The organism is Glutamicibacter sp. X7 (genome assembly GCF_054889245.1).
This window is the reverse complement of record NZ_CM142678.1, coordinates 92,221-118,923: the sequence shown is the minus strand read 5'-3', so window position 1 is coordinate 118,923 and position 26,703 is coordinate 92,221. Positions and strand designations below refer to the sequence as shown.

The 26,703-nt window shown below is 57.3% G+C and carries 15 protein-coding genes and 6 rRNA genes; 3 read left to right on the top strand and 18 right to left on the bottom strand.

Features of this window, described 5'->3' with window-relative positions:
* Positions 1 to 92: 92 nt before the first annotated feature.
* The 6 genes from ACYU0X_RS00560 to ACYU0X_RS00535 form a co-directional block, all read right to left on the bottom strand.
* The gene (locus tag ACYU0X_RS00560; protein WP_461901816.1) at positions 93 to 278 is read right to left on the bottom strand and encodes a hypothetical protein; all 186 of its coding nucleotides are present in this window, start codon (positions 276 to 278) and stop codon (positions 93 to 95) included.
* Positions 279 to 281: 3 nt separating this feature from the next.
* Positions 282 to 1,841 (bottom strand): lysine--tRNA ligase, encoded by a 1,560-nt coding sequence (gene lysS / locus ACYU0X_RS00555; protein WP_418908029.1) that lies wholly within the window; start codon positions 1,839 to 1,841, stop codon positions 282 to 284.
* A 52-nt stretch (positions 1,842 to 1,893) separates the two neighbouring features.
* Positions 1,894 to 3,855 (bottom strand): M13 family metallopeptidase, encoded by a 1,962-nt coding sequence (locus ACYU0X_RS00550; RefSeq protein ID WP_418908028.1) that lies wholly within the window; start codon positions 3,853 to 3,855, stop codon positions 1,894 to 1,896.
* 147 nt (positions 3,856 to 4,002) lie between these two features.
* Positions 4,003 to 4,119, bottom strand: a 5S ribosomal RNA gene (gene rrf / locus ACYU0X_RS00545).
* 139 nt (positions 4,120 to 4,258) lie between these two features.
* Positions 4,259 to 7,390, bottom strand: a 23S ribosomal RNA gene (locus ACYU0X_RS00540).
* Positions 7,391 to 7,930: 540 nt separating this feature from the next.
* A 16S ribosomal RNA gene (locus ACYU0X_RS00535) occupies positions 7,931 to 9,458 on the bottom strand.
* Together the 16S, 23S and 5S rRNA genes form the textbook arrangement of a ribosomal RNA operon.
* 910 nt (positions 9,459 to 10,368) lie before the next feature.
* Here ACYU0X_RS00535 and ACYU0X_RS00530 point away from each other — a divergent pair.
* Positions 10,369 to 11,121 (top strand): helix-turn-helix transcriptional regulator, encoded by a 753-nt coding sequence (locus tag ACYU0X_RS00530; protein WP_461902765.1) that lies wholly within the window; start codon positions 10,369 to 10,371, stop codon positions 11,119 to 11,121.
* 133 nt (positions 11,122 to 11,254) lie between these two features.
* Positions 11,255 to 12,136 carry a proline dehydrogenase family protein gene (locus tag ACYU0X_RS00525; protein ID WP_461901815.1) on the top strand — a complete coding sequence of 294 codons (882 nt, stop codon included), beginning with the start codon at positions 11,255 to 11,257 and terminating at the stop codon, positions 12,134 to 12,136.
* A gap of 136 nt (positions 12,137 to 12,272) precedes the next feature.
* Here ACYU0X_RS00525 and ACYU0X_RS00520 read toward each other — a convergent pair whose 3' ends face one another.
* From ACYU0X_RS00520 to ACYU0X_RS00500, 5 genes are all read right to left on the bottom strand, one after another.
* Positions 12,273 to 13,475, bottom strand: a complete 1,203-nt coding sequence (locus ACYU0X_RS00520; protein ID WP_461901814.1) for a type II toxin-antitoxin system HipA family toxin — start codon at positions 13,473 to 13,475, stop codon at positions 12,273 to 12,275.
* Positions 13,472 to 13,672, bottom strand: coding sequence for a helix-turn-helix transcriptional regulator (locus ACYU0X_RS00515; RefSeq protein ID WP_418908025.1), 201 nt, complete (start codon positions 13,670 to 13,672; stop codon positions 13,472 to 13,474). The genes ACYU0X_RS00520 and ACYU0X_RS00515 overlap by 4 nt, the downstream gene beginning before the upstream one ends.
* A 408-nt stretch (positions 13,673 to 14,080) precedes the next feature.
* Positions 14,081 to 14,197: ribosomal RNA gene (rrf, locus tag ACYU0X_RS00510) — 5S ribosomal RNA — on the bottom strand.
* Positions 14,198 to 14,336: 139 nt separating this feature from the next.
* Positions 14,337 to 17,468: ribosomal RNA gene (locus tag ACYU0X_RS00505) — 23S ribosomal RNA — on the bottom strand.
* Between the two features lie 540 nt (positions 17,469 to 18,008).
* Positions 18,009 to 19,536, bottom strand: a 16S ribosomal RNA gene (locus ACYU0X_RS00500).
* A gap of 450 nt (positions 19,537 to 19,986) precedes the next feature.
* Here ACYU0X_RS00500 and ACYU0X_RS00495 point away from each other — a divergent pair.
* Positions 19,987 to 20,949 carry an NAD(P)H-dependent flavin oxidoreductase gene (locus ACYU0X_RS00495; protein WP_461901813.1) on the top strand — a complete coding sequence of 321 codons (963 nt, stop codon included), beginning with the start codon at positions 19,987 to 19,989 and terminating at the stop codon, positions 20,947 to 20,949.
* Here the strand turns inward: ACYU0X_RS00495 and panC are convergent.
* The 7 genes from panC to folP are packed head-to-tail and all read right to left on the bottom strand — an operon-like array spanning position 20,946 to position 26,700.
* Entirely contained in the window at positions 20,946 to 21,812 is an 867-nt protein-coding gene (panC, locus tag ACYU0X_RS00490) for a pantoate--beta-alanine ligase (RefSeq protein ID WP_461901812.1), read from the bottom strand. The two genes, ACYU0X_RS00495 and panC, sit on opposite strands and share 4 nt — an antisense overlap.
* Positions 21,813 to 21,817: 5 nt before the next feature.
* Complete coding sequence (locus tag ACYU0X_RS00485) at positions 21,818 to 22,684, bottom strand: Rossmann-like and DUF2520 domain-containing protein (RefSeq protein ID WP_461901811.1); 867 nt, start codon at positions 22,682 to 22,684, stop codon at positions 21,818 to 21,820.
* Between the two features lie 2 nt (positions 22,685 to 22,686).
* Positions 22,687 to 24,057, bottom strand: coding sequence for a PH domain-containing protein (locus ACYU0X_RS00480; RefSeq protein WP_461901810.1), 1,371 nt, complete (start codon positions 24,055 to 24,057; stop codon positions 22,687 to 22,689).
* Complete coding sequence (locus tag ACYU0X_RS00475; protein WP_461901809.1) at positions 24,054 to 24,539, bottom strand: PH domain-containing protein; 486 nt, start codon at positions 24,537 to 24,539, stop codon at positions 24,054 to 24,056. Before ACYU0X_RS00475 ends, ACYU0X_RS00480 begins: the two co-directional genes overlap by 4 nt.
* Positions 24,520 to 24,981: a DUF3180 domain-containing protein gene (locus ACYU0X_RS00470; RefSeq protein WP_418908017.1), complete on the bottom strand. Its 462-nt coding sequence runs from the start codon at positions 24,979 to 24,981 to the stop codon at positions 24,520 to 24,522. Before ACYU0X_RS00470 ends, ACYU0X_RS00475 begins: the two co-directional genes overlap by 20 nt.
* Entirely contained in the window at positions 24,978 to 25,811 is an 834-nt protein-coding gene (gene folK / locus ACYU0X_RS00465; RefSeq protein WP_461901808.1) for a 2-amino-4-hydroxy-6-hydroxymethyldihydropteridine diphosphokinase, read from the bottom strand. The genes ACYU0X_RS00470 and folK overlap by 4 nt, the downstream gene beginning before the upstream one ends.
* A complete protein-coding gene (folP, locus tag ACYU0X_RS00460) occupies positions 25,798 to 26,700 on the bottom strand; it encodes a dihydropteroate synthase (RefSeq protein WP_461901807.1) in 903 nt (300 codons plus the stop codon). The genes folK and folP overlap by 14 nt, the downstream gene beginning before the upstream one ends.
* Positions 26,701 to 26,703: the final 3 nt, after the last annotated feature.

Genomic DNA, 26,703 nt, shown 5'->3' with positions numbered 1-26,703 from the left:
CTTTTGCTCGGTTGACTGGGCAATTGCCCTCTTCAACAGATAACTATAGGCGCATTTCGTCGTCAATTACGAACCGAAAGATCGATTAACACTCAATTATCAGGATTTTCACTTTTATCATCGGCTGCGGATTGCAAATGAACTGATCCATTATTTTTTGCATCTGCCGCAGCTTCGGCCGTGCGCTCTTTGCGATCAGCGTTAGTAATTGCCTTGATCACATACCAGAAAATGAGTCCTACAACGATTGTTGGCAGGAGTGCCTCAACATATGGCATCGCTTATGCCTCCGGCTTTAGCAATGGGAACAGAATGGTTTCGCGGATTCCGGCACCGGTAAAGAGCATGACCAGTCGGTCGATACCCAAACCAATTCCGCCCATTGGCGGCGCACCATATTCAAGGGCACGCAGGAAGTCCTCGTCTAATTGCATGGCCTCAGGGTCTCCACCCGCAGCCATCAGCGATTGTTCGGTGAGGCGCTCACGCTGAATCACCGGGTCAATAAGCTCCGAGAATGCGGTACCGCGCTCCATGCCGCCGATGATCAGGTCCCAGGCCTCGATGACGCCCGGCTTGTCACGGTGCGGACGTGCCAGAGGCTGAGCCAACGGCGGGAAGTCGCACACGAAGGTCGGGTCAATCAGGGTGGGCTCGACAATCTCGCCAAACAATTCGATGACAAGCTTTTGTGCGCCCCAGGCCGGATCGATCTTTACCTCGTGCTTGGCGGCGACTTCGCGTAACACCTCGGCCTCGGTGTCCGGAGTGATCTCTACGCCCACTGCCTCGGACAGGCCTGGGTAAACTCCCATCCAGCGCCATTCCCCGTCCAGATTGACGGTGCCGCGCGGGGTTTCGATCTGGCGGCCGGCTCCGATCGCGTCGGCCGCGTTGAGAATGATCTCCTTGATGCGGTCGGCCATAACGAACTGGTCCGCGTAAGCTTCGTAGCTTTCCAGCGTGGTGAATTCAGGCGAGTGGGTCGAGTCCACACCCTCGTTACGGAAGATGCGGCCCACCTCGAAGACGCGGTCGACGCCACCGACAACGCAACGCTTGAGATACAGCTCGGTAGCAATACGCAGGGTCATATCCTGATCGAATGCATTCAGATGCGTCTTGAACGGGCGTGCCGAGGCTCCACCGTGTACAAGCTGCAGCATTGGGGTTTCTACCTCAACGTAGCCGTGCGAACCCAAGGTGTCACGCACCGCCTTGACGATCGCGGCGCGCTTGTAAACCATTTCGCGAGCCTCATTGCGCACGATGAGGTCGGCGTAGCGTTGACGCACGCGAGTTTCCTCATTCAGGTCTGCGTGCAACACCGGCAGCGGGCGCAAAGCCTTCGAGGCCATTTGGAAGGCGTCGGCCATGACGGACAGTTCGCCGCGGCGGGAGGAGATCACTTCGCCATGTACGAAAACGTGATCCCCGAGGTCCACCAAGGACTTCCACTGGGCTAGGCGCTCTTCGCCGACGTTGGCCAGCGACAGCATGACCTGAAGTCGCGTCCCTGAGCCCTGCGGGCCGCCCTCCTGCAAAGTGGCGAAGCACAACTTGCCGGTGTTTCGCATAAAGACGATACGGCCAGCGATACCAACCTTAACGCCGGTAGCCTGGTCCGGTTCTAGATCCGGGAACTGTTCACGAACCTGCTGGAGGGTGTGGGTCCGGGCTACCCCAACCGGGTAAGCCTCCTCGCCGTTAGCCAGCAGTGTGTTGCGCTTATCGGTACGCACCTGACGCTGGTCGTTGGGATCAGGGGCCTGAGCGGAAGAATTTTCGGAAGTCACAGTACTCCATTCTACGTTGCCTGTGGGCGCTTCGGGCGGTCTCATGACTTGGCTAACACAGCAATAAAGGGGGCGCCGCGGCACCCCCTTTATTGCTCTACCAGATAACTACTCGGTCTGCTGGATCGAGCCACATTCCGTCGCCCGGCTGGGTTCCGAACGCGGCATGGAAAGCATCGAGGTTCTTCGGTACCTGATTGCAGCGGAACTCTCCCGGAGCATGCGGGTCCGTGGTGACTCGCACAACCGCAGTTTCGGGTCGAATCAGCGTACGCCAGCATTCGGCCCACGAATAGAAGAAGCGCTGGTCTCCGTTCACTCCATCAATTACTTCGTCCGTTTCCAGACCGCGCGCCGCCAATTCCAGTTTGTAGGCCTTGTAGGCAATACCCAATCCGCCAAGGTCACCAATATTCTCACCGAGCGTGAGCTCGCCGTTGACCTTGTGTTCCGGAGCCTCAGCCGGTGTCAGCGCGTTGTATTGCTCGACTAACTTCCCGGTAAGGCGCTCGAACGCTTCACGATCTTCCTCGGTCCACCAGTTCTTCAACTCGCCAGTACCGTCGTACTGCGAACCTTGATCGTCGAACCCGTGACCAATTTCGTGTCCGATAACCGCGCCGATGGCCCCAAAATTGGAGGCGATATCTCGGTCCACATCGAAGAATGGCGGGCGAAGAATGGCCGCCGGGAATGCGATTTCGTTCAGCAGTGGATGATAGTAGGCGTTGACCGTCTGCGGGAACATAAACCAAAGCTCACGATCGACCCCATCATCGATCTTCTTCAGTTCTCGTTTGAACTCGAACTCATTAGCCGCGGCAAGATTGGAAATGACGTCGAGCTCGCTAGTCTCGATGCTCGAATAGTCGATCCATTCATTCGGGTACCCAATCTTAGGCCGGAACATGGAGAGCTTTTCCAAGGCCTTTTCGATTGTTGCCGCACCCATCCAGGGCAGGGTGGCAATGGATTCACGGTATGCCTCGATAAGTCGTTCGACAAGGTGATCCATGGCCTGCTTGGCCGCCGGTGGGAAGTGCTTAGCCACGTAGAGCTGTCCGAGGTCTTCGCCCACGGCCCCTTCGGTAAAGGCGACCCCACGCTTCCAACGGTCTTTGAGTTTTTCAACGCCACCAAGCTTCGCCGAGTAGAAGGAAAAGTTCTCATTGACGAAATCGCTGGAAAGATAAGGGGCGAAGGAGCGAAGCACTTGAACTGCAAGCCAACTCTTCCACGCTTCGAGGGGCTCGCTATGCACTAGTTCGCCTAACGCAGCGAAGTAGCTCGGTTGCCACAAGACAACCTCTGAGTAGTACTTCTCCTCGATTCCTGCGCCCTGAAGCCACACAAGGAGACCGGGGAACAGAGTGAGAACTTCATCGGCAGTCATCAGGTTGTAACGCGCCTGTGCATCACGAACCTTTACGCGATCCCAATGGTGCGCTGCGATTTTGGTTTCTAATGCCACCACGGCGGACGCGGCGTCAGCAGCGTCGGGTAGCTGCCCCAAGCCAAGCAACCGTGCAAGATGTTCTTCGTAGTCCTTGACCGTCTGCGCGAACTGTTCCTCGCGGTAATACGACTCGTCGGGCAGTCCGAGCCCGCCCTGCAAGAACGTCAGCAGGTTGCGGTCGGGATCGCCGGCATCGTTCATTGCACCGGCCTGCAGGAACCCACTGATTCCCTTACGGTAGAAAGTGCCGGAGAGGTTTAGGAATGATTCCACGTCCTCGACGGCTTCGATGGCTTGCAGATACTCGATTACTGGGTCAGCCCCACGGGCTTCAATGACGTCTTCGTTCATGAAGCTACCGTAGAGGTTGGCGATGCGTTGGATCTTCGCGTCAGCGCTACCAGCCTCGGCCTGCTTCACGCAGTCTTCGATAATATCGTGGACGGCTTTTTCTGCTTCGTCACGAAGTTCCATGAACGACCCGTAAATCCCTTGGTCACCGGGGATAGTCGCGGTTTCGAACCATTTGCCATTGGCATGGCGGTACAGGTCATCCTGCGGCCTGATCGTATCGTCGCGGTGCTGCAAAGCCTGGGTGCTCAACGAACAACTCCTAAAGTTAGCGTGATCTGAGTATCAGTAATCACTCTATCGAGAAGTATAGGGTTTAGCTGTGTGGGTTGTGTGGTTAAACGGGTGAGGCCCTAACACACACTGTGTGTTAGGGCCTCAAACCACATCATAAGTTTAGTCCGGCGGCGTCCTACTCTCCCACACCCTCACGAGTGCAGTACCATCGGCGCAGTGGGCCTTAGCTTCCGGGTTCGGTATGGGACCGGGCGTTTCCCCCACGCTATGACCGCCGTAACAGTCTCGAAGCAAAAATGTGTTACCGATACAACCTGCCCCACACACGCACACGCGTGTGTTTGAGGGGGTTGTTGTCTCGTAACCGTATAGTGAACGCGAACAAAACCTTGTCTTTTTCAAAGGATCGTTATGTTGTGTGTTGTAAGTCATCGGCCTATTAGTACAGGTCAGCTACACAAGTCTTTAGTCCTTGCTTCCACATCCTGCCTATCAACCCAGTGGTCTAGCTGGGGGCCTCACACACACAAAGGTGCATGGAAATCTCATCTCGAAGCAGGCTTCCCGCTTAGATGCTTTCAGCGGTTATCCCTTCCAAACGTAGCTAATCAGCGGTGCACTTGGCAGTACAACTGACACACCAGAGGTTTGTCCGTCCCGGTCCTCTCGTACTAAGGACAGCCCTTCTCAAATTTCCAACGCGCGCAGCGGATAGGGACCGAACTGTCTCACGACGTTCTAAACCCAGCTCGCGTACCGCTTTAATGGGCGAACAGCCCAACCCTTGGGACCTACTCCAGCCCCAGGATGCGACGAGCCGACATCGAGGTGCCAAACCATGCCGTCGATATGGACTCTTGGGCAAGATCAGCCTGTTATCCCCGAGGTACCTTTTATCCGTTGAGCGACGGCCCTTCCACGAGGTGCCGCCGGATCACTAGTCCCGACTTTCGTCCCTGCTCGAGCTGTCACTCTCACAGTCAAGCTCCCTTGTGCACTTACACTCAACACCTGATTGCCAACCAGGCTGAGGGAACCTTTGGGCGCCTCCGTTACATTTTGGGAGGCAACCGCCCCAGTTAAACTACCCATCAGGCACTGTCCCTGAACCAGATCATGGTCCGAAGTTAGGTGACCGATACAGCCAGAGTGGTATTTCAACGATGACTCCACCCAAACTAGCGTCTGAGCTTCACAGTCTCCCACCTATCCTACACAAGCTGCACCGAACACCAATACCAAACTATAGTAAAGGTCTCGGGGTCTTTCCGTCCTGCTGCGCGTAACGAGCATCTTTACTCGTACTGCAATTTCGCCGAGTTCATGGTTGAGACAGCGGGGAAGTCGTTACTCCATTCGTGCAGGTCGGAACTTACCCGACAAGGAATTTCGCTACCTTAGGATGGTTATAGTTACCACCGCCGTTTACTGGGGCTTAAATTCTCCGCTTCGCGCCAAAGCACTAACGAGTCCTCTTAACCTTCCAGCACCGGGCAGGAGTCAGTCCGTATACATCGTCTTGCGACTTCGCACGGACCTGTGTTTTTAGTAAACAGTCGCTTCCCCCTGGTCTCTGCGGCCCACACCCGCTCAAGAGAGTAAATCTCCGTCACGAGGCAGGCCCCCCTTCTTCCGAAGTTACGGGGGCATTTTGCCGAGTTCCTTAACCATGATTCTCTCGATCGCCTTAGTATTCTCTACCTGATCACCTGTGTCGGTTTAGGGTACGGGCGGACTTGAACCTCGCGCCGATGCTTTTCTAGGCAGCATAGGATCACCGAATCACCCCACCAAAGGGGCGCCTATCAGGTCTCAGAATCAATGAGCGGCGGATTTGCCTACCACTCTTCCTACACCCTTGGACCAGGTCAATTCCATTGCCTGGCTCGGCTACCTTCCTGCGTCACACCTGTTAATACGCTGACCTCACAACATCGGTTCCCAGCCCATCCACCACACCAGCACCTCGAAAGGCACTGAGCACGGTCTCAGAGGTGGTTAGCATCCGTCGCTACGGTATGGGCGGTTCTTCGCCGGTACGGGAATATCAACCCGTTGTCCATCGACTACGCCTGTCGGCCTCGCCTTAGGTCCCGACTAACCCAGGGCAGATTAGCTTGACCCTGGAACCCTTGATCATTCGGCGGACGGGTTTCTCACCCGTCATTCGCTACTCATGCCTGCATTCTCACTCGTATAGCGTCCACCGCTGGTTTACACCGCGACTTCACCCGCTATACGACGCTCCCCTACCCATCCAAACGCTCGATCGAAACCAAGCAAATATTTGAATGACGCAACTTCGGCGGTGTGCTTGAGCCCCGCTACATTATCGGCGCGGAATCACTTGACCAGTGAGCTATTACGCACTCTTTCAAGGGTGGCTGCTTCTAAGCCAACCTCCTGGTTGTCACAGCAACTCCACATCCTTTCCCACTTAGCACACGCTTAGGGGCCTTAGTTGGCGTTCTGGGCTGTTTCCCTCTCGACTATGAAGCTTATCCCCCACAGTCTCACTGCTACGCTCTCACTTACCGGCATTCGGAGTTTGGCTAAGGTCAGTAACCTTGTAGGGCCCATCGCCTATCCAGTAGCTCTACCTCCGGCAAGAAACACGTAACGCTGCACCTAAATGCATTTCGGGGAGAACCAGCTATCACGAAGTTTGATTGGCCTTTCACCCCTACCCACAGCTCATCCCCTCCATTTTCAACTGAAGTGGGTTCGGTCCTCCACACGCTCTTACACGCGCTTCAACCTGGCCATGGGTAGATCACTTCGCTTCGGGTCTAGACCGTGCCACTCAAACGCCCTATTCAGACTCGCTTTCGCTACGGCTACCCCACACGGGTTAACCTCGCGACACAGCACTAACTCGCAGGCTCATTCTTCAAAAGGCACGCCATCACAAAACAAGTTTGCTCTAACGGATTGTAAGCACACGGTTTCAGGTACTATTTCACTCCCCTCCCGGGGTACTTTTCACCATTCCCTCACGGTACTGATTCACTATCGGTCATCAGGTAGTATTCAGGCTTACCAGGTGGTCCTGGCAGATTCACACAAGGTTTCACGGGCCCCGTGCTACTCGGGCATCCACACAAGAACGGCAGCACGCATTACACCTACGGGACTATCACCCTCTATGGTCCGGCATTCCAACCGATTCACCTATACGCCTGCACCTCATCCCACCAGCGTAGATAGAACTGGTAACGTGCGGACCCCACAACACCGATGATGCAACGCCTATCCGCTATCACACACCAACCGGTTTAGCCCCATCCGCGTTCGCTCGCCACTACTAACGGAATCACTATTGTTTTCTCTTCCTGCGGGTACTGAGATGTTTCACTTCCCCGCGTTCCCTCCACACAGCCTATACATTCAGCTGCAGGTCACACCACATAACATGGTGCGGGGTTTCCCCATTCGGAAATCCTGGCCTCAACGTCCGGTTATCGACTCCACCAGGCTTATCGCAGATTCCCACGTCCTTCATCGGCTCCTGATGCCAAGGCATCCACCGTGCGCCCTTAAAAACTTCAACACAAATCAAAGTCCTCAAAAATGAGCAACAAAAACAATCAACAAAATCACAAAACAACCCACCAACAACACCATCAGGACAACAGTGCCATCAGCAACCCACCCACACAAAGGGGGCAGGAAAAAGGGTCATCTTATAAGATGCTCGCGTTCACTATACAGTTCCCAAACAACAACCCCACACCCACCGACCACACACCCACCAAGGGGTACGCGTCCAACAGACACAGGAAACACCGAAACACCAAACCCAAAGGCTTGTTGCTTCAAAACCCAACAGCATGCCAAACCACACCAGCACCACCGGCCAACACCACGATTCCAACCACACCACCACCACACCCCACCACAGTGGAGCGAAGCAACGGCACGGCGTACTACGCACGCATCAACCAACAGCACCAAGCACAGCCAACACCCCACACCACCCCACCAACGGGGCGCCACAGGATGCCGCGATTCATTGATATTCCACCCATGAGCAACCCGCCTGCCAACACTCGTGACAGAAACAGGCAACCATAATGGTTTAGCTCCTTAGAAAGGAGGTGATCCAGCCGCACCTTCCGGTACGGCTACCTTGTTACGACTTAGTCCCAATCGCCAGTCCCACCTTCGACGACTCCCCCCACACAAGGTGGTTAGGCCATCGGCTTCGGGTGTTACCAACTTTCGTGACTTGACGGGCGGTGTGTACAAGGCCCGGGAACGTATTCACCGCAGCGTTGCTGATCTGCGATTACTAGCGACTCCGACTTCATGGGGTCGAGTTGCAGACCCCAATCCGAACTGAGACCGGCTTTTAGGGATTAGCTCCACCTCACAGTATCGCAACCCATTGTACCGGCCATTGTAGCATGCGTGAAGCCCAAGACATAAGGGGCATGATGATTTGACGTCATCCCCACCTTCCTCCGAGTTGACCCCGGCAGTCTCCCATGAGTCCCCACCATTACGTGCTGGCAACATGGAACGAGGGTTGCGCTCGTTGCGGGACTTAACCCAACATCTCACGACACGAGCTGACGACAACCATGCACCACCTGTGAACCAGCCCCGAAGGGAAACCCCATCTCTGAGGCGGTCTGGCACATGTCAAGCCTTGGTAAGGTTCTTCGCGTTGCATCGAATTAATCCGCATGCTCCGCCGCTTGTGCGGGCCCCCGTCAATTCCTTTGAGTTTTAGCCTTGCGGCCGTACTCCCCAGGCGGGGCACTTAATGCGTTAGCTACGGCGCGGAAAACGTGGAATGTCCCCCACACCTAGTGCCCAACGTTTACGGCATGGACTACCAGGGTATCTAATCCTGTTCGCTCCCCATGCTTTCGCTCCTCAGCGTCAGTAAATGCCCAGAGACCTGCCTTCGCCATCGGTGTTCCTCCTGATATCTGCGCATTTCACCGCTACACCAGGAATTCCAGTCTCCCCTACATCACTCTAGTCTGCCCGTACCCACCGCAGATCCAAGGTTGAGCCTTGGACTTTCACGGCAGACGCGACAAACCGCCTACGAGCTCTTTACGCCCAATAAATCCGGATAACGCTTGCGCCCTACGTATTACCGCGGCTGCTGGCACGTAGTTAGCCGGCGCTTCTTCTGCAGGTACCGTCACTTTCGCTTCTTCCCTACTGAAAGAGGTTTACAACCCGAAGGCCGTCATCCCTCACGCGGCGTCGCTGCATCAGGCTTTCGCCCATTGTGCAATATTCCCCACTGCTGCCTCCCGTAGGAGTCTGGGCCGTGTCTCAGTCCCAGTGTGGCCGGTCACCCTCTCAGGCCGGCTACCCGTCGTCGCCTTGGTGAGCCATTACCTCACCAACAAGCTGATAGGCCGCGAGTCCATCCCTCACCGATAAATCTTTCAACCACCCACCATGCGGTGAACAGTCATATCCGGTATTAGACCCAGTTTCCCGGGCTTATCCCAGAGTCAGGGGCAGGTTACTCACGTGTTACTCACCCGTTCGCCACTAATCCCCAAGTGCAAGCACCTGGTTCATCGTTCGACTTGCATGTGTTAAGCACGCCGCCAGCGTTCATCCTGAGCCAGGATCAAACTCTCCATAAAAAAATAAAAAGCCGCTAGAACCCTTCGGAAAATAAAGGCGAACCAGCGTACATCCTGGCGAATAAAAAACACTCGGAACAACACACGGGGGTGCATCATTCCAAGCAAAATGTTATGTATTCACCAAATAAATAAACATTCGGTATCAACAAACTTGGCACACTATTGAGTTCTCAAACAACAAACACTTACCGGTTCCGCAACCACCGTTATCTTCGGCGGCGTTTCGTCCAGCGTTCTTCATTTATCTTATCCCGATTATTTCGTCGGTGTCAAATCGTTTCTTTGTGATCTGAACCGTATTTTCGGGTCCCATTCTTTCAATTCTTTTCCACAGTGACCTGTGTAAAAGCGTTGTTTTTCTGGGGGTTTGTTGCCTCTTTTTGTACCGGTTTTTTGTCCGGCCTGTTTGCGGCAACGAAGAAAAACTATACAGGGGTTTGGGAGGTCGTGCAAATCGGTGGGGTACTTTATGACCGTGATCGTCGTTACATGTCATTTGATGACTCTCCGCCATGCAGAAACCCGCGAACTCCAACGGGTTGCCGACCATATTTCTTCCCTCCGTACCAGCACGTGCCATCGGAGTGTATGTATGGACCACCGGCACACAGCCCGGCCAGTAATCCTGAAGGAAGGTCTTTGATGATTAGCGGCCCTGCTAGCCGATAGAGCCACTCCTGATCAGTGATTAACCTATGGTTGTCTCCCAAGCCGACGAATTCCGCCCACTGCATTGCCCGACCCGTGGAATTCCCCCAAAGCCGCCACTGAATCAAGCATCGCCTCAAGTAGCCAATCACTGTGCGCTATCTGACCCAGTTCGGGCACGCTACTCTGGGGAACAGGATTAAACGTTGAAAGAGGCGGCACCTTGTCAGAGTTCCGGCGCAGTGCCGCCATCCCACACATGGAAGCAAGACGTTCCTGTCAGGAGAATCCTTGCTACAAGGAACATTCTCACGATGCACTATCGATCGGGGCAGTAGATACCGGCGCTGCCAGACTCAGCGGCCCATTCGAGGGCCGACTGCGGTTGGCGCAGGGAGACGTTGTGGTGATCCCCGAAGGTCATGTACATGCTTGTAACCCGTATGGAGGTGCCTGGCAGTATCAAATGCTACACATCGATCAACTTTGGGCCGCTTCTATCATGCAGTCAAACACTGTGGACGAACTATTTGACGGGATTCGCGTTCTACGTCGCCCCGCTCTCTATCGCAAAGTAAACGAACTCATCGATGCCGTCTTCGCCGACGAAGCAGCAGACCAACTCAGTCATCGACTACAAGCACTACTTTCAGGCCTCAGCAAGACCAGTACTTTTCACTTGGTGCCCAGCAAGACGGACTCCAGCATGCTCAACCGTCTAGAGCCAGTGCTTGACCGGCTACGTTCCGATGCGACTAACCCCGCGATAGATGAACTAGCTAGCTCCGTGGGTATGTCGAGATATCAACTCATTCGCGCGATGCGCCGTGCCACAGGGCTTTCTCCACTTGCTTGGCGGCAGAATACCCGTATCGCTAAAGCACGTCGCATGCTTCGCAGCGGGCTATCCATCTCTGACACCGCTCAAGCGTTAGGGTTTACAGACCAAAGTCATTTTCACCGGGTTTTTCGTGCTCATGTATCCGCGACACCAGGTGACTATCGGCGTTAGGTGCAAGAACGTACAAGACGCTTTCCGTCGCGTAGACGATCCTAGCGGTATGCAAATCTCTAAAACCTCCATTGCTAAGACCGCGGACACACTTCGTAGCTGGGCTCTCAATGAATCCTTGAAAGCTGAGGTCATGAACGACCCGGCTATGCTGCAGATTGCCAGCAAAATCGCTCGGCGCTACGTGGCTGGCCATACAATGCGCGATGCATTGCTGCTTCTAGAAGACAACATCCTACGAAATCACCTAAGCAGCATTGAGTTTGTCGGCGAATCCGTTCGAAAGCCAGCCATTGCAGTGGAAGTGACGAATGAAATCCTTCGCCTCATCAAGGGTATTCCTGCTCACGCAACGGATACTACGATTTCTCTCGATCTCTCGCATATTGGCCTGCTCGTTTCCCCGGAACTTGCGCTCAATCATGGACTAAAGATCGCGCAGGCTGCGCGGAACGCCGGTTCATACATGATGGTTTCCGCAGAAGGTTCAAACCGCACAGATTCCGTGCTAGATACTTGGGAACGGCTCTCGGATGCGTTCCCCGAAACTGGGATCACCTTACAAGCTCGCCTATACCGTACTCCGAACGATCTTCAGAGGGTGCTCGGTCGTCCCGGACCGGTCAGAATCGTCAAAGGTGCATTCCTAGAAACAGACAAGATTGCCGCCTCTCGAGAACTGACGGTTTTGGGCAATACCTACCGGCAATCCGTTTCTGCGCTAGTGCACGCGGGACACCGGGTCAACATTGCAACACACGATCCGCAACTTCTAGAGCAATTGAAAGCAGACCTCGGGGTTGCCCTGTACCAAGATCACGTTGAGTTCGAAATGCTCCAAGGGCTTGGCACCGAGCTCTTGGACCAACTGCGAGCGGACGGGTTCAAAACTCGCGAATACATCGTGTACGGGCCCGACTGGTGGTTATACGTTCTCAATCGGATCGCGGAACGACCCGAACAACGCGTATTCACCGCAATCTCAGATCTCGAGGCCCGGGGCGGCCTAGGGTAGTCATTCACCAAGGCGCCGATCCGTTGGTAGTAAAGGTCGACTCAAAATGTACCAACGAGCCAAGGTAGCCGCGAAACCCGCGCGCCACCTACCGCTCGCATGCACATACCACCATCCGCGCAATCACGAATGGACTCTACGTTGCTGAAATTTCGAGTCGTCTGAACCGTAGCTCCCGCTGGGTACCACGCAATGGGGAACCAGAGAAAGGCAGCATCGCGAGATCAACGTGCTCTGCGGCTCTGAGCGCGAGCCGGTTCGCGGACTCAGTAGCTTTTGGTGTCAGCCCGAGCTCATGCGCGAACTCGGTCCAGTGTTTTTGCTTGAGGTTCTTATGCTTCCCGCCAATAGAGAGTGCCATCGTGTCATCGCCATAGAGCAGAGTACACGGGACATCGTAGATCGGTGCTATCGAGAAACGATGATCCTTGTCCGCCAGAATGGAAACGTTCTTACCGTGCAAATCACCGTTGCCTGTAAGCCATGCAAAGAGGAACTGCAGGTAGAGATTGCGCTTAGCTAGCAGCGGTGCCTTGCACTTATCGGCCAGAGCGCGCACCACTTCCTCGGTGGCAACGGAGTATTTCATGGAGGGAGGCAGGTCTAGGACCTGCATCCCGTCCTCTAGCGCGTACCGCACGGGAGAAGCACCGGCCATCGGCAAGGCGCGGTCGAACCTCTTGATGAGCAAACCTTCTACTTGGTGCGAATCATGGACTTTACGAAAGTCCACGAGGGGGAGCTTTAGCTGTCGTGCTGCACGGAGATGAAGTTCCTCGTTCGAAACCAGATGTGGATAGTCCCGTGGATCTAGTTTCAGGAGATATGCGTCCCCATCAAGTGCCAACGGCGTGGTAAGCATCGTGGCGCTAATCTTCTCCTGCACACCCGGAATTGCGTGACGGTCCAGACTGGTAGCCAACTGCGTGAAATCGAGTTCGTCCCCGTCGCTGAAGTCAACGACGGCCGGTGGGGCAGTTAGGTCATCACCGGCTGGCAGGATTCGAACGTCCCCTGGCGTATCGGCACCCACGACCAGCAATAGGGTCAGCTCATCCGCCATGCTGGTTTTGGCGACATTACGGACCATTGTTAGTCGATGGCCCTCCGGCAATAGTCCAGAGAAGAACGCCGGCAATCCACCTCCTGGGCCCGCGTAGGCCTGGTCGCTCAGCGGCAAAGAGGTCGCCACTGGCACTGGGGATTCCTGGAGGTACTGTTCTGTATAAGTGAACACCACGCTGCCATCGGCAAGGCGCGTCAGGTGTCCGGCCAATTGCGCCTGTTTATAGACATCGGCCCGTTGCACCTTTTTGAGATCTTGGAGTCCTCGGCTCATTCAGTCACCACTAGCCGTAACCCAAGAACGGACGCAGCCGCTAGCAGTCCATTTACTGAGGGATTGCCCGTGGCGGTTTCGATGGCTCGTACCGTCCGCTCCGAAATGCCGGCGAGTTCAGCTAGCTGCTCTTGGGTTAGCGAATTTTCTTTGCGTGCTTGCTGGATACGCAAGCCGATCTCTTCCAATGCACTCAAGGCTCATCCTTTTCGGCAAAATGCTACCGATTCTTGTAGCTACTAGTTCCATAGTCCACGAAACCGCACTATTCGGCAAGATACTGCCGAAAGCTGGTGGAACTCATCATTCATAGTTGCAGACTGGCATAACCAGCAATATTTTGCCGTCAGCACCTGGCATGACAGGAGTAGACACCGAAGGGGCTGTATCAATGAAGAAGTATCGCGGCAGCGCAGTCGGCCTCTGGAAAGTTTCGTGGTTCGCTGGCGTCTAGTCCGCGGTTGACCCACCACGGGCGTCCACCCCAACCTCCGATGGTGCCGCCCCCGTGGGTAGTCGCGGGCACCTGTGTGGGTTGTGTGGTTAAACGGGTGAGGCCCTAACACACACTGTGTGTTAGGGCCTCAAACCACATCATAAGTTTAGTCCGGCGGCGTCCTACTCTCCCACACCCTCACGAGTGCAGTACCATCGGCGCAGTGGGCCTTAGCTTCCGGGTTCGGTATGGGACCGGGCGTTTCCCCCACGCTATGACCGCCGTAACAGTCTCGAAGCAAAAATGTGTTACCGATACAACCTGCCCCACACACGCACACGCGTGTGTTTGAGGGGGTTGTTGTCTCGTAACCGTATAGTGAACGCGAACAAAACCTTGTCTTTTTCAAAGGATCGTTATGTTGTGTGTTGTAAGTCATCGGCCTATTAGTACAGGTCAGCTACACAAGTCTTTAGTCCTTGCTTCCACATCCTGCCTATCAACCCAGTGGTCTAGCTGGGGGCCTCACACACACAAAGGTGCATGGAAATCTCATCTCGAAGCAGGCTTCCCGCTTAGATGCTTTCAGCGGTTATCCCTTCCAAACGTAGCTAATCAGCGGTGCACTTGGCAGTACAACTGACACACCAGAGGTTTGTCCGTCCCGGTCCTCTCGTACTAAGGACAGCCCTTCTCAAATTTCCAACGCGCGCAGCGGATAGGGACCGAACTGTCTCACGACGTTCTAAACCCAGCTCGCGTACCGCTTTAATGGGCGAACAGCCCAACCCTTGGGACCTACTCCAGCCCCAGGATGCGACGAGCCGACATCGAGGTGCCAAACCATGCCGTCGATATGGACTCTTGGGCAAGATCAGCCTGTTATCCCCGAGGTACCTTTTATCCGTTGAGCGACGGCCCTTCCACGAGGTGCCGCCGGATCACTAGTCCCGACTTTCGTCCCTGCTCGAGCTGTCACTCTCACAGTCAAGCTCCCTTGTGCACTTACACTCAACACCTGATTGCCAACCAGGCTGAGGGAACCTTTGGGCGCCTCCGTTACATTTTGGGAGGCAACCGCCCCAGTTAAACTACCCATCAGGCACTGTCCCTGAACCAGATCATGGTCCGAAGTTAGGTGACCGATACAGCCAGAGTGGTATTTCAACGATGACTCCACCCAAACTAGCGTCTGAGCTTCACAGTCTCCCACCTATCCTACACAAGCTGCACCGAACACCAATACCAAACTATAGTAAAGGTCTCGGGGTCTTTCCGTCCTGCTGCGCGTAACGAGCATCTTTACTCGTACTGCAATTTCGCCGAGTTCATGGTTGAGACAGCGGGGAAGTCGTTACTCCATTCGTGCAGGTCGGAACTTACCCGACAAGGAATTTCGCTACCTTAGGATGGTTATAGTTACCACCGCCGTTTACTGGGGCTTAAATTCTCCGCTTCGCGCCAAAGCACTAACGAGTCCTCTTAACCTTCCAGCACCGGGCAGGAGTCAGTCCGTATACATCGTCTTGCGACTTCGCACGGACCTGTGTTTTTAGTAAACAGTCGCTTCCCCCTGGTCTCTGCGGCCCACACCCGCTCAAGAGAGTAAATCTCCGTCACGAGGCAGGCCCCCCTTCTTCCGAAGTTACGGGGGCATTTTGCCGAGTTCCTTAACCATGATTCTCTCGATCGCCTTAGTATTCTCTACCTGATCACCTGTGTCGGTTTAGGGTACGGGCGGACTTGAACCTCGCGCCGATGCTTTTCTAGGCAGCATAGGATCACCGAATCACCCCACCAAAGGGGCGCCTATCAGGTCTCAGAATCAATGAGCGGCGGATTTGCCTACCACTCTTCCTACACCCTTGGACCAGGTCAATTCCATTGCCTGGCTCGGCTACCTTCCTGCGTCACACCTGTTAATACGCTGACCTCACAACATCGGTTCCCAGCCCATCCACCACACCAGCACCTCGAAAGGCACTGAGCACGGTCTCAGAGGTGGTTAGCATCCGTCGCTACGGTATGGGCGGTTCTTCGCCGGTACGGGAATATCAACCCGTTGTCCATCGACTACGCCTGTCGGCCTCGCCTTAGGTCCCGACTAACCCAGGGCAGATTAGCTTGACCCTGGAACCCTTGATCATTCGGCGGACGGGTTTCTCACCCGTCATTCGCTACTCATGCCTGCATTCTCACTCGTATAGCGTCCACCGCTGGTTTACACCGCGACTTCACCCGCTATACGACGCTCCCCTACCCATCCAAACGCTCGATCGAAACCAAGCAAATATTTGAATGACGCAACTTCGGCGGTGTGCTTGAGCCCCGCTACATTATCGGCGCGGAATCACTTGACCAGTGAGCTATTACGCACTCTTTCAAGGGTGGCTGCTTCTAAGCCAACCTCCTGGTTGTCACAGCAACTCCACATCCTTTCCCACTTAGCACACGCTTAGGGGCCTTAGTTGGCGTTCTGGGCTGTTTCCCTCTCGACTATGAAGCTTATCCCCCACAGTCTCACTGCTACGCTCTCACTTACCGGCATTCGGAGTTTGGCTAAGGTCAGTAACCTTGTAGGGCCCATCGCCTATCCAGTAGCTCTACCTCCGGCAAGAAACACGTAACGCTGCACCTAAATGCATTTCGGGGAGAACCAGCTATCACGAAGTTTGATTGGCCTTTCACCCCTACCCACAGCTCATCCCCTCCATTTTCAACTGAAGTGGGTTCGGTCCTCCACACGCTCTTACACGCGCTTCAACCTGGCCATGGGTAGATCACTTCGCTTCGGGTCTAGACCGTGCCACTCAAACGCCCTATTCAGACTCGCTTTCGCTACGGCTACCCCACACGGGTTAACCTCGCGACACAGCACTAACTCGCAGGCTCATTCTTCAAAAGGCACGCCATCACAAAACAAGTTTGCTCTAACGGATTGTAAGCACACGGTTTCAGGTACTATTTCACTCCCCTCCCGGGGTACTTTTCACCATTCCCTCACGGTACTGATTCACTATCGGTCATCAGGTAGTATTCAGGCTTACCAGGTGGTCCTGGCAGATTCACACAAGGTTTCACGGGCCCCGTGCTACTCGGGCATCCACACAAGAACGGCAGCACGCATTACACCTACGGGACTATCACCCTCTATGGTCCGGCATTCCAACCGATTCACCTATACGCCTGCACCTCATCCCACCAGCGTAGATAGAACTGGTAACGTGCGGACCCCACAACACCGATGATGCAACGCCTATCCGCTATCACACACCAACCGGTTTAGCCCCATCCGCGTTCGCTCGCCACTACTAACGGAATCACTATTGTTTTCTCTTCCTGCGGGTACTGAGATGTTTCACTTCCCCGCGTTCCCTCCACACAGCCTATACATTCAGCTGCAGGTCACACCACATAACATGGTGCGGGGTTTCCCCATTCGGAAATCCTGGCCTCAACGTCCGGTTATCGACTCCACCAGGCTTATCGCAGATTCCCACGTCCTTCATCGGCTCCTGATGCCAAGGCATCCACCGTGCGCCCTTAAAAACTTCAACACAAATCAAAGTCCTCAAAAATGAGCAACAAAAACAATCAACAAAATCACAAAACAACCCACCAACAACACCATCAGGACAACAGTGCCATCAGCAACCCACCCACACAAAGGGGGCAGGAAAAAGGGTCATCTTATAAGATGCTCGCGTTCACTATACAGTTCCCAAACAACAACCCCACACCCACCGACCACACACCCACCAAGGGGTACGCGTCCAACAGACACAGGAAACACCGAAACACCAAACCCAAAGGCTTGTTGCTTCAAAACCCAACAGCATGCCAAACCACACCAGCACCACCGGCCAACACCACGATTCCAACCACACCACCACCACACCCCACCACAGTGGAGCGAAGCAACGGCACGGCGTACTACGCACGCATCAACCAACAGCACCAAGCACAGCCAACACCCCACACCACCCCACCAACGGGGCGCCACAGGATGCCGCGATTCATTGATATTCCACCCATGAGCAACCCGCCTGCCAACACTCGTGACAGAAACAGGCAACCATAATGGTTTAGCTCCTTAGAAAGGAGGTGATCCAGCCGCACCTTCCGGTACGGCTACCTTGTTACGACTTAGTCCCAATCGCCAGTCCCACCTTCGACGACTCCCCCCACACAAGGTGGTTAGGCCATCGGCTTCGGGTGTTACCAACTTTCGTGACTTGACGGGCGGTGTGTACAAGGCCCGGGAACGTATTCACCGCAGCGTTGCTGATCTGCGATTACTAGCGACTCCGACTTCATGGGGTCGAGTTGCAGACCCCAATCCGAACTGAGACCGGCTTTTAGGGATTAGCTCCACCTCACAGTATCGCAACCCATTGTACCGGCCATTGTAGCATGCGTGAAGCCCAAGACATAAGGGGCATGATGATTTGACGTCATCCCCACCTTCCTCCGAGTTGACCCCGGCAGTCTCCCATGAGTCCCCACCATTACGTGCTGGCAACATGGAACGAGGGTTGCGCTCGTTGCGGGACTTAACCCAACATCTCACGACACGAGCTGACGACAACCATGCACCACCTGTGAACCAGCCCCGAAGGGAAACCCCATCTCTGAGGCGGTCTGGCACATGTCAAGCCTTGGTAAGGTTCTTCGCGTTGCATCGAATTAATCCGCATGCTCCGCCGCTTGTGCGGGCCCCCGTCAATTCCTTTGAGTTTTAGCCTTGCGGCCGTACTCCCCAGGCGGGGCACTTAATGCGTTAGCTACGGCGCGGAAAACGTGGAATGTCCCCCACACCTAGTGCCCAACGTTTACGGCATGGACTACCAGGGTATCTAATCCTGTTCGCTCCCCATGCTTTCGCTCCTCAGCGTCAGTAAATGCCCAGAGACCTGCCTTCGCCATCGGTGTTCCTCCTGATATCTGCGCATTTCACCGCTACACCAGGAATTCCAGTCTCCCCTACATCACTCTAGTCTGCCCGTACCCACCGCAGATCCAAGGTTGAGCCTTGGACTTTCACGGCAGACGCGACAAACCGCCTACGAGCTCTTTACGCCCAATAAATCCGGATAACGCTTGCGCCCTACGTATTACCGCGGCTGCTGGCACGTAGTTAGCCGGCGCTTCTTCTGCAGGTACCGTCACTTTCGCTTCTTCCCTACTGAAAGAGGTTTACAACCCGAAGGCCGTCATCCCTCACGCGGCGTCGCTGCATCAGGCTTTCGCCCATTGTGCAATATTCCCCACTGCTGCCTCCCGTAGGAGTCTGGGCCGTGTCTCAGTCCCAGTGTGGCCGGTCACCCTCTCAGGCCGGCTACCCGTCGTCGCCTTGGTGAGCCATTACCTCACCAACAAGCTGATAGGCCGCGAGTCCATCCCTCACCGATAAATCTTTCAACCACCCACCATGCGGTGAACAGTCATATCCGGTATTAGACCCAGTTTCCCGGGCTTATCCCAGAGTCAGGGGCAGGTTACTCACGTGTTACTCACCCGTTCGCCACTAATCCCCAAGTGCAAGCACCTGGTTCATCGTTCGACTTGCATGTGTTAAGCACGCCGCCAGCGTTCATCCTGAGCCAGGATCAAACTCTCCATAAAAAAATAAAAAGCCGCTAGAACCCTTCGGAAAATAAAGGCGAACCAGCGTACATCCTGGCGAATAAAAAACACTCGGAACAACACACGGGGGTGCATCATTCCAAGCAAAATGTTATGTATTCACCAAATAAATAAACATTCGGTATCAACAAACTTGGCACACTATTGAGTTCTCAAACAACAAACACTCTCGACACCACACCCACCCACTATCACGGGTGACTGCTTCGCTTCGGAGCAACTTTCCTAGCCTACCACCGCCACCCTCCGGACGCAAATCCGAACCGGTGAGCAGTTCCTGACTGGAAGCTCATCAACCGGTGAACACCTCGTGAAATCCGTGGTGGCCGTTCCGGCGACAGATAAAAACTATACGGACTTTCTAGGGGCCATGCAAATCGCTGGGCCGTGTTCTGCGTCATAGCCTTTTTACTGTCCTAGGCTTCAATTATGAGCGACCTCCAGAAGCTATTGAGTTACCGCGAACCGGTCTTTAATGCCCCCATGGCCGGTGCCGCTTCAGGGGCCCTAGCCGCAGCGGTGGCCACGGCGGGCGGTGTGGGCATGATCGGTGTCCCGGCCGCTACGACACAGACGTGGGTCGATGAGCAGGCCCGCTTGGTATGCGACCTAGAACTTCCCTGGGGCGCTGGGTTTATGGGCTGGGCCCTCGAGCGGGACCTCTCGGCCTTGGAGTGGTTCCTTGGCTACGACCCCGCCTTGATCTGCATCAGCTTCGGTGATCCCACACGCGGGGCCGCCTTGGCTCATGAGGCTGGCGTCAGCACGGCCATGCAGGTGGGTAACGCCGCCGAGCTTAACCGTGCCCTCGAGGATGACATCGATGTGGTGATCGTTCGTGGCGCCGAAGGTGGTGGACACGGGCGCAACGAGATCGGCACCTTGCCGCTACTACAGCTCGCCATCGAACGAACCCGAAAGCCCGTCATCGCCGCGGGCGGGATCGCCACCGCGCATGGAGTTGCCGCTGCGCTGGCTGGCGGGGCCGAGGCAGTATGGGTCGGGACACGCTTTCTTGCCTGCAGTGAATCCAGCGCCCACCAGCGACTGAAGGAACGGGCCCTTCAAGCAGGGATGGATGACACCGTCTATACCCGCGCCTTCGATATCGCCCAGCAACTGCCTTGGGATCCTGCCTATGGCGGACGAGCCGTGCGCAATACCTTCTCCGACCGATGGGCCGATCGTGTCCCCGCTCTCGAAGAGAAGGCCGACGAATCCCTGCGGCGCGAGATGGTGCGCGCACGGACCGAGGCCGACGTAACCATGGCACCGGTCTATGCCGGGCAATCGGTGGAATTCGTGCGGCACACCGAAACAGCCGCAGAGGTCATTGCCGAACTGGCGGAGTTCCGCGAGGTGCTGGCGCACACGGCGCAGCGCTTCAGCTAGATCGGCTGATTGTCGATCAGCCGCACCCCACCGACCACGGCCGCAACGAGTATGAGCCCTTCACCCGTGAATGGTGTGTCTTGGCAGTTGAAGGCGAGTTCTTGGAGCGTGCGCGGATCGACGACGACAAAGTAATCGAGCTCCACCAGCGGCTCCATCTGAAAGAGCCCGATCGCATCATCGATATTCAGCGGCTCGTGGTGGGCAGCCCGTTCGGCGATCATGCGGATGGCCCGCGAGATCACCAGTGCTGCATGGCGCTGATCGTCATCGAGCAAGGCATTTCGGCTAGAGAGCGCCAGGCCCTGCTCGGTGCGAACGATCGGTACGCTACAAATCTGCACCGGGTAGCAGAGGTCGGCCACCATGCGCCGGATCAGTAGGAGCTGTTGCGCATCTTTCTGCCCGAAGTACGCCCGGTAGGTGCCATGACGCGGATCGGCGAGATTGAGCAGCTTGGCAACCACCGCCAGCATCCCATCGAAGTGCCCTGGCCGAGAGGCTCCCTCATAGAGCTCGCCGAGCTTTCCGGAGCTCACCGCAATCAGCGGGGCGCCGTCCGGGTAGATCTCTTCGGCATCGGGCGCAAACACCAGGTCCACTCCCGCGGCGGCGGCCAGATCCACATCGGCCTCAAGGGTGCGTGGATACTTCGCGTAGTCTCCTGGGTCGTTGAATTGCAGTTCGTTCACGAAGATGGAAATGACGACGAAGTCGTTCTCGGCTCGCGCCCGGGCGAAGAGCTCACCATGTCCGGAGTGGAGCGCGCCCATGGTGGGTACGAATCCGGTGCTTTCCGGGCGGGCGGTGTCGAGGGCGTCGCGTAACTGCGCGCGGGTACGGACGATCTGCGGGGTTTTCACGCCCACTATTCTAGGACTTCGCGAAGCTGCTCATATTTTTCGTCGCTGATCAGCCCGTGCGTAGCCGCACGTTGTGCGGTGGCACGCGCCAACGCTAGGTAGCTGGAGCTGGTTTCCTCCGGTTCCTCGGCCAAGGCCGCGCGGTGGGCGCGTACCGTGCCCAGATCTCCGCGCGCCACCGGGCCGGTGAGTGAGCCGGGACCCGAACGCAGTGCGTTATCCAAGCTGGCGCCCATGAGCGCCGAGAGGGTGGCGGAGGGTTCACTTATCCCGATTCGACGCAACATGTCCGAGGCCTGCGCGGTTAGCGTGTTGAGGTGGTTCGCGGCGTGGGCCAAGGCCGCGTGGTAGGTGGGTCGGTCTGCCTCGGCCACGGTGACCGGCTCTCCGCGCATCTCCACGACCAGCGCTTGGGCCACCGGCAGTATTGCCTCATCGGCGGTCACCGCGAAGACACAGTCGGTCAACCGGGCCAAGTCCATGCTCATCCCGGTAAAGGTCATCGCCGGGTGGATGGCTAAGCCCAGCGCGCCATGCTCAAGCGCAGGGGTGAGGATCGACGTTCCGTATCGGCCGGCGGTGTGCACCACCAAATGACCGGGCTGGAAGTGGCCGCCGGCAGCTAGACCGGCCACAAGCTCGGCCAGCACGTCGTCGGGCACCGCAAAGAGCACCAGTTCGCTCCGCCGAAGAATCTCGTCGGCACCGAGAACCGGGACCCCGGGTAGCAGTAGCTCGGCCCGCTCCAAGGAGGCTTCGGAGACCGCGTGGACCCCGGTGATGCGGTGCCCGGCCGCCGCGAGCGCGGCACCGAGCACGGCACCGACCTTTCCCGCGGAGATCACGCCGATGCCTAGTCGTGGAGCCTGCATACTTACCTTTCGCTGGCGCGCTGCGCCTGGGCCTCGAAGAACTCCGCGGCCACCGCGCTGTCGATCTGTTCAAGTTCACCGAGCACCGTACCACCTGCGCTGTGCACCCGCACCGTGGCCAAGGCGCGACGCCGGTCGAGCGGACCCTGCCGCCAGCTGGTGCCCTGCACCTTGGTATGCGGCGTGAAGGTGGCCCGCCGACCCAACCGGCCGTGCCGGGTAATGAGCGTGGTGGGGGTGACGGCGAAGCCTTGCACACGCCAAGCCCACGGCGAGAAGATCCGTGCCGCGCGCGGCGAAACGGTGAACCCGCGCTGCTCTCCGCTGCCTTCCAAGGCGGTGAGCAGCACCTCACGTTGTTCCGCGACGCCGAGATTCGGCAGGAGGATTCCCATGATCTGGGCTACCGCATGCACGTCCCCCACGGGGAGCACCACGGTGGTGGACTCGGAACCGTCGTCGCCGGACCCGGTGCCCAGCACGTTGATCTGCATGCGGTACCATCCCAGCGATCCCCAGAGCCACGGGCGCGAAATCTCGATGGCCTGCACACGACGCACCGGCACCGATTGCTGCTTGGTGTCGGTCAGTCCATAGGCCACGCGCAGTCCGGTGTCGGTGACGCTGGCGGTGAAATTCCAGCCGCCATTGAGTTCCTTGTAAAACCAGCCGCCGAAACCCAGCAGGGCCGGAAGCAGACCGGCAGCGAACCCGCCCACGCCCACGATGGTGAGCACTAGGAGCGTGATCGTCAGCAGCGCGCCGATGATCGCTCCCGGTCGGAGCAGGAAGGAACCAATTAGGCGACCCGGGGGCACTCGAACCAGTTGCCGTTCATCCTCGATATCGGGCACCGGAGTATCGACGGATTCGACCGACGCGGCCGTGGCCGGTTGTTGGCCGTGGGCCAGCGTGAGGATCTGCCGCCGCAGCTGTGCGGCCTCTTCCTTCTTCAGGTAGGACAGGCGCAACACCGACGAGGACCCGTCGGCCACATCGAAGCGTAGTTCGGCCAAGCCCAGCAGCCGGGCCACCAGCGGCTGGGCGATTTCGATGGATTGCACCTTATCGATGCGTGCCTGCTTCTGGCTACGGAAAATCATTCCGGTGTTTACGTAGACGTGAGTCGCGGTGATCCGGTAGCGGGTGAAGTACCACGACAGGAAGTAGACCAGCAGAATCGCCAATAAGAGACCGCCGCCGATCAGCGCGGTCATCGGCAACCGCTCCTGCGCAAAACGCTCGGCAAAGGACAGCTCGCGGGTGTTCTGCAGATAAATGAAGATCAGACCGAGGATGGCGATCCAACCCTGAACGAAGGGGCTGGCCGGATGCACCCGCAGCCACGGTGCCTGCGGATCCTCGGTACTCACATCATCCGCGCTTCCCCGGCCGCGACGAGCCGTTCACGCAGGGCCTCACCTTCGGCAGCCGGAACCCCGAGAATAGTTGCCGTCGCCGCCGAAGCGGCGGTGTTCAGCACGAGCTGGCAGAGTCCGAAACGGCGCTCCAACGGACCGCTTTTCAGCTCGACGTATTGCATCCGCCCGTAGGGCACGGCACGCTGGTTACGCACCAACAGGCCATAGCGCACCAGCAAATCCTCGTCGCGTTCGAGGTAGCCGATGGCGGCGACCCGGCGACGTAGCAAAACCAGTTCCAGCAGGGCGAAAAGAACCACCACCAGCGGCAGCGTAAGTCGCAACCAACCCGGAATGGGGGCTCCCAACAATCCCAGCAGGGCCGGAATCAGTGCCACCAGCAGAACAAGACCACTGGCCAAGGCCCAACTGATCGTGCGCACGGTGAGATAACGCGGGTCAACCGCGACAAAGTTATTCGGTAACGGTTCCATCGGCATTCTCCTCGGGATCTTCCGGGGGTATTTTGCACAAGTGTTGCACAATATAGCCAATGATCACCATCGCGACCCCTCCGGCACCGAGTACTAGCGCGCGGGTCAGCGTGGGGCTCGAGCCACTTGCCAGGGAGAGCATCAGCACCGCAGGCAAATGCCAGCCGGCGATAACCGCCCCGGCATAGGCCGCCGCCTGGGCGAGTACGAGGGTGCGGGCGGCCGCTATCGGATCGATATGCCCGGATCCCGAGGTCGAGCGCTTAATGCGAATGCCCAGCACCAGCACGATGACGCTCACCGCACCCATGGAAAACAGCGCCGTGTAATCCAGCACGGGGGCCAACCGGCCCGCGGAGGTCAGCCACTGCAGGGCCGCCCACCCCACCAGCGCCCCGGCGCCGAGGCAGAGCAGCAACAGTCCCACGCGCAATTTCGTCATAGTCGGCGAATATCCTTGGTATCTTCGGCCGCGTCGGCCAACCGGGTCACCAGCTGTCCGCCAAGTACCGCGTCGGGGTCCATCCAACTCCACGGGGCCAGCACGAAACCACGCAAATGTGCACGTGGGTGCGGTAGCGTCAGCCGCTCATCCTCCATGCGCAGCGCGTCATAGGTGATCAGGTCCAGGTCCAGGGTGCGGGCTTCCCAGCGCACCTCGCGGGTTCGCTCATGCTCGGTCTCGATTTGCTGGCAGATGTCCAGCAGCTCATGCGGCCCGAGTTCGGTGCTGATGCGTACCACCTGATTGAGGAAGTCACCCTGCCCCTCGGGGCCACCGACGGGCTTGGTTTGCGCCAGCGGGGAGACCGCTTCGACGGTCACGAAGTCCCCTAGACGCTGCACCGCGGAGGCCAAGGTAGCCTGCGAGTCGCCCAGGTTCGAGCCCAGCGCGATAATCGCGGTGTGCACCGGCTGGTGCCGGGTGATCTCGATGGCTACATCGCTAAAGGGCACCGGAATCGGTGCCTGAGGCTTATGCACCGTGACGTCGACCGTGCGCACGCTGCGGTATCCGACGAGGATCGCCTCGGCAATTTGGACGGCGAGCTTCTCAATGAGATCCCAGGGGCCGGCCTGAATCTGGGCGGCCACCAGCTCACTGACCTCACCGTAGTGCACAGTGTCGGCGACGTTATCGCTCAGCGCGGCGCGGGTGATTTCGGTGTGTAGCACCACGTCGACAACGAAGATCTGGCCATCGCGTTTCTCGTGGTCGAATACCCCGTGGTAACCGGTCGCACTAATACCCTGGATGCTAATGCGATCCATGGGCGCGCAACACCTCCAGCGCGTCGAGGTTGGCGCGCACATCGTGCACCCGAACGGCCCATACTCCGCGCTGGGCAGCCAGTACGCTGGTGGCCACGGTGGCCGCGTCGCGCTCCTCTGGGGCGCGCTCGACGCCGTCGACGGACAGCAGCTTGCCTAGGAAGCGCTTGCGGCTGGTGCCGATCAGCACGCGATGCCCCAGCGCCTCGATGGGCTCGAGGTTGCCCAGTAGTTCCCAGTTCTGCTCGGCGGTTTTTGCAAAGCCCACCCCGGGATCCAGGATGATCTGCTCTGGCTTTACGCCGGCGGCCAGGAAGGTATCGCGCAACTCGCTCAATTCGGCGGCGACCTCCGCGGCAACGTCCTGGTATTCGGCGTGGGACTGCATGTCGCTGGCCGTACCGCGGCGGTGCATCAGCACATAGGGCACCCCGGTCTCGGCAATGAGCTCCGGCATCCCCGATTCATAGGTCAGCCCGGAGACGTCGTTGATCAGGTGCGCCCCGGCGGCCAGGGCGCGGCGGGCGGTAGCCACGTGCATGGTGTCCACCGAGACCACGGCGCCGGCGCGAACCAGCGCCTCCACGACGGGCACAACACGCTTAATCTCGAGCTCCGGGTCAACCTCGTCGGCGCCCGGACGGGTGGATTCGCCACCCACGTCGATCAGCTCGGCGCCGGCTTCGAGCAGCGCCAAGCCGTGGCGGATGGCATCCTCCACGTCCAGGTACTTGCCGCCGTCGGAGAAGGAATCCTCCGTCACGTTCAGCACGCCCATCACCAGGGTGCGTCCGGTGGGCAGATCCTCGAAGTTCTTGCGCTTGGACTTGCGCACTACGCTCAATGGACTGGTGGCCGGACCGGTGCCGGGGATCGCGCCGAGTGACATGTA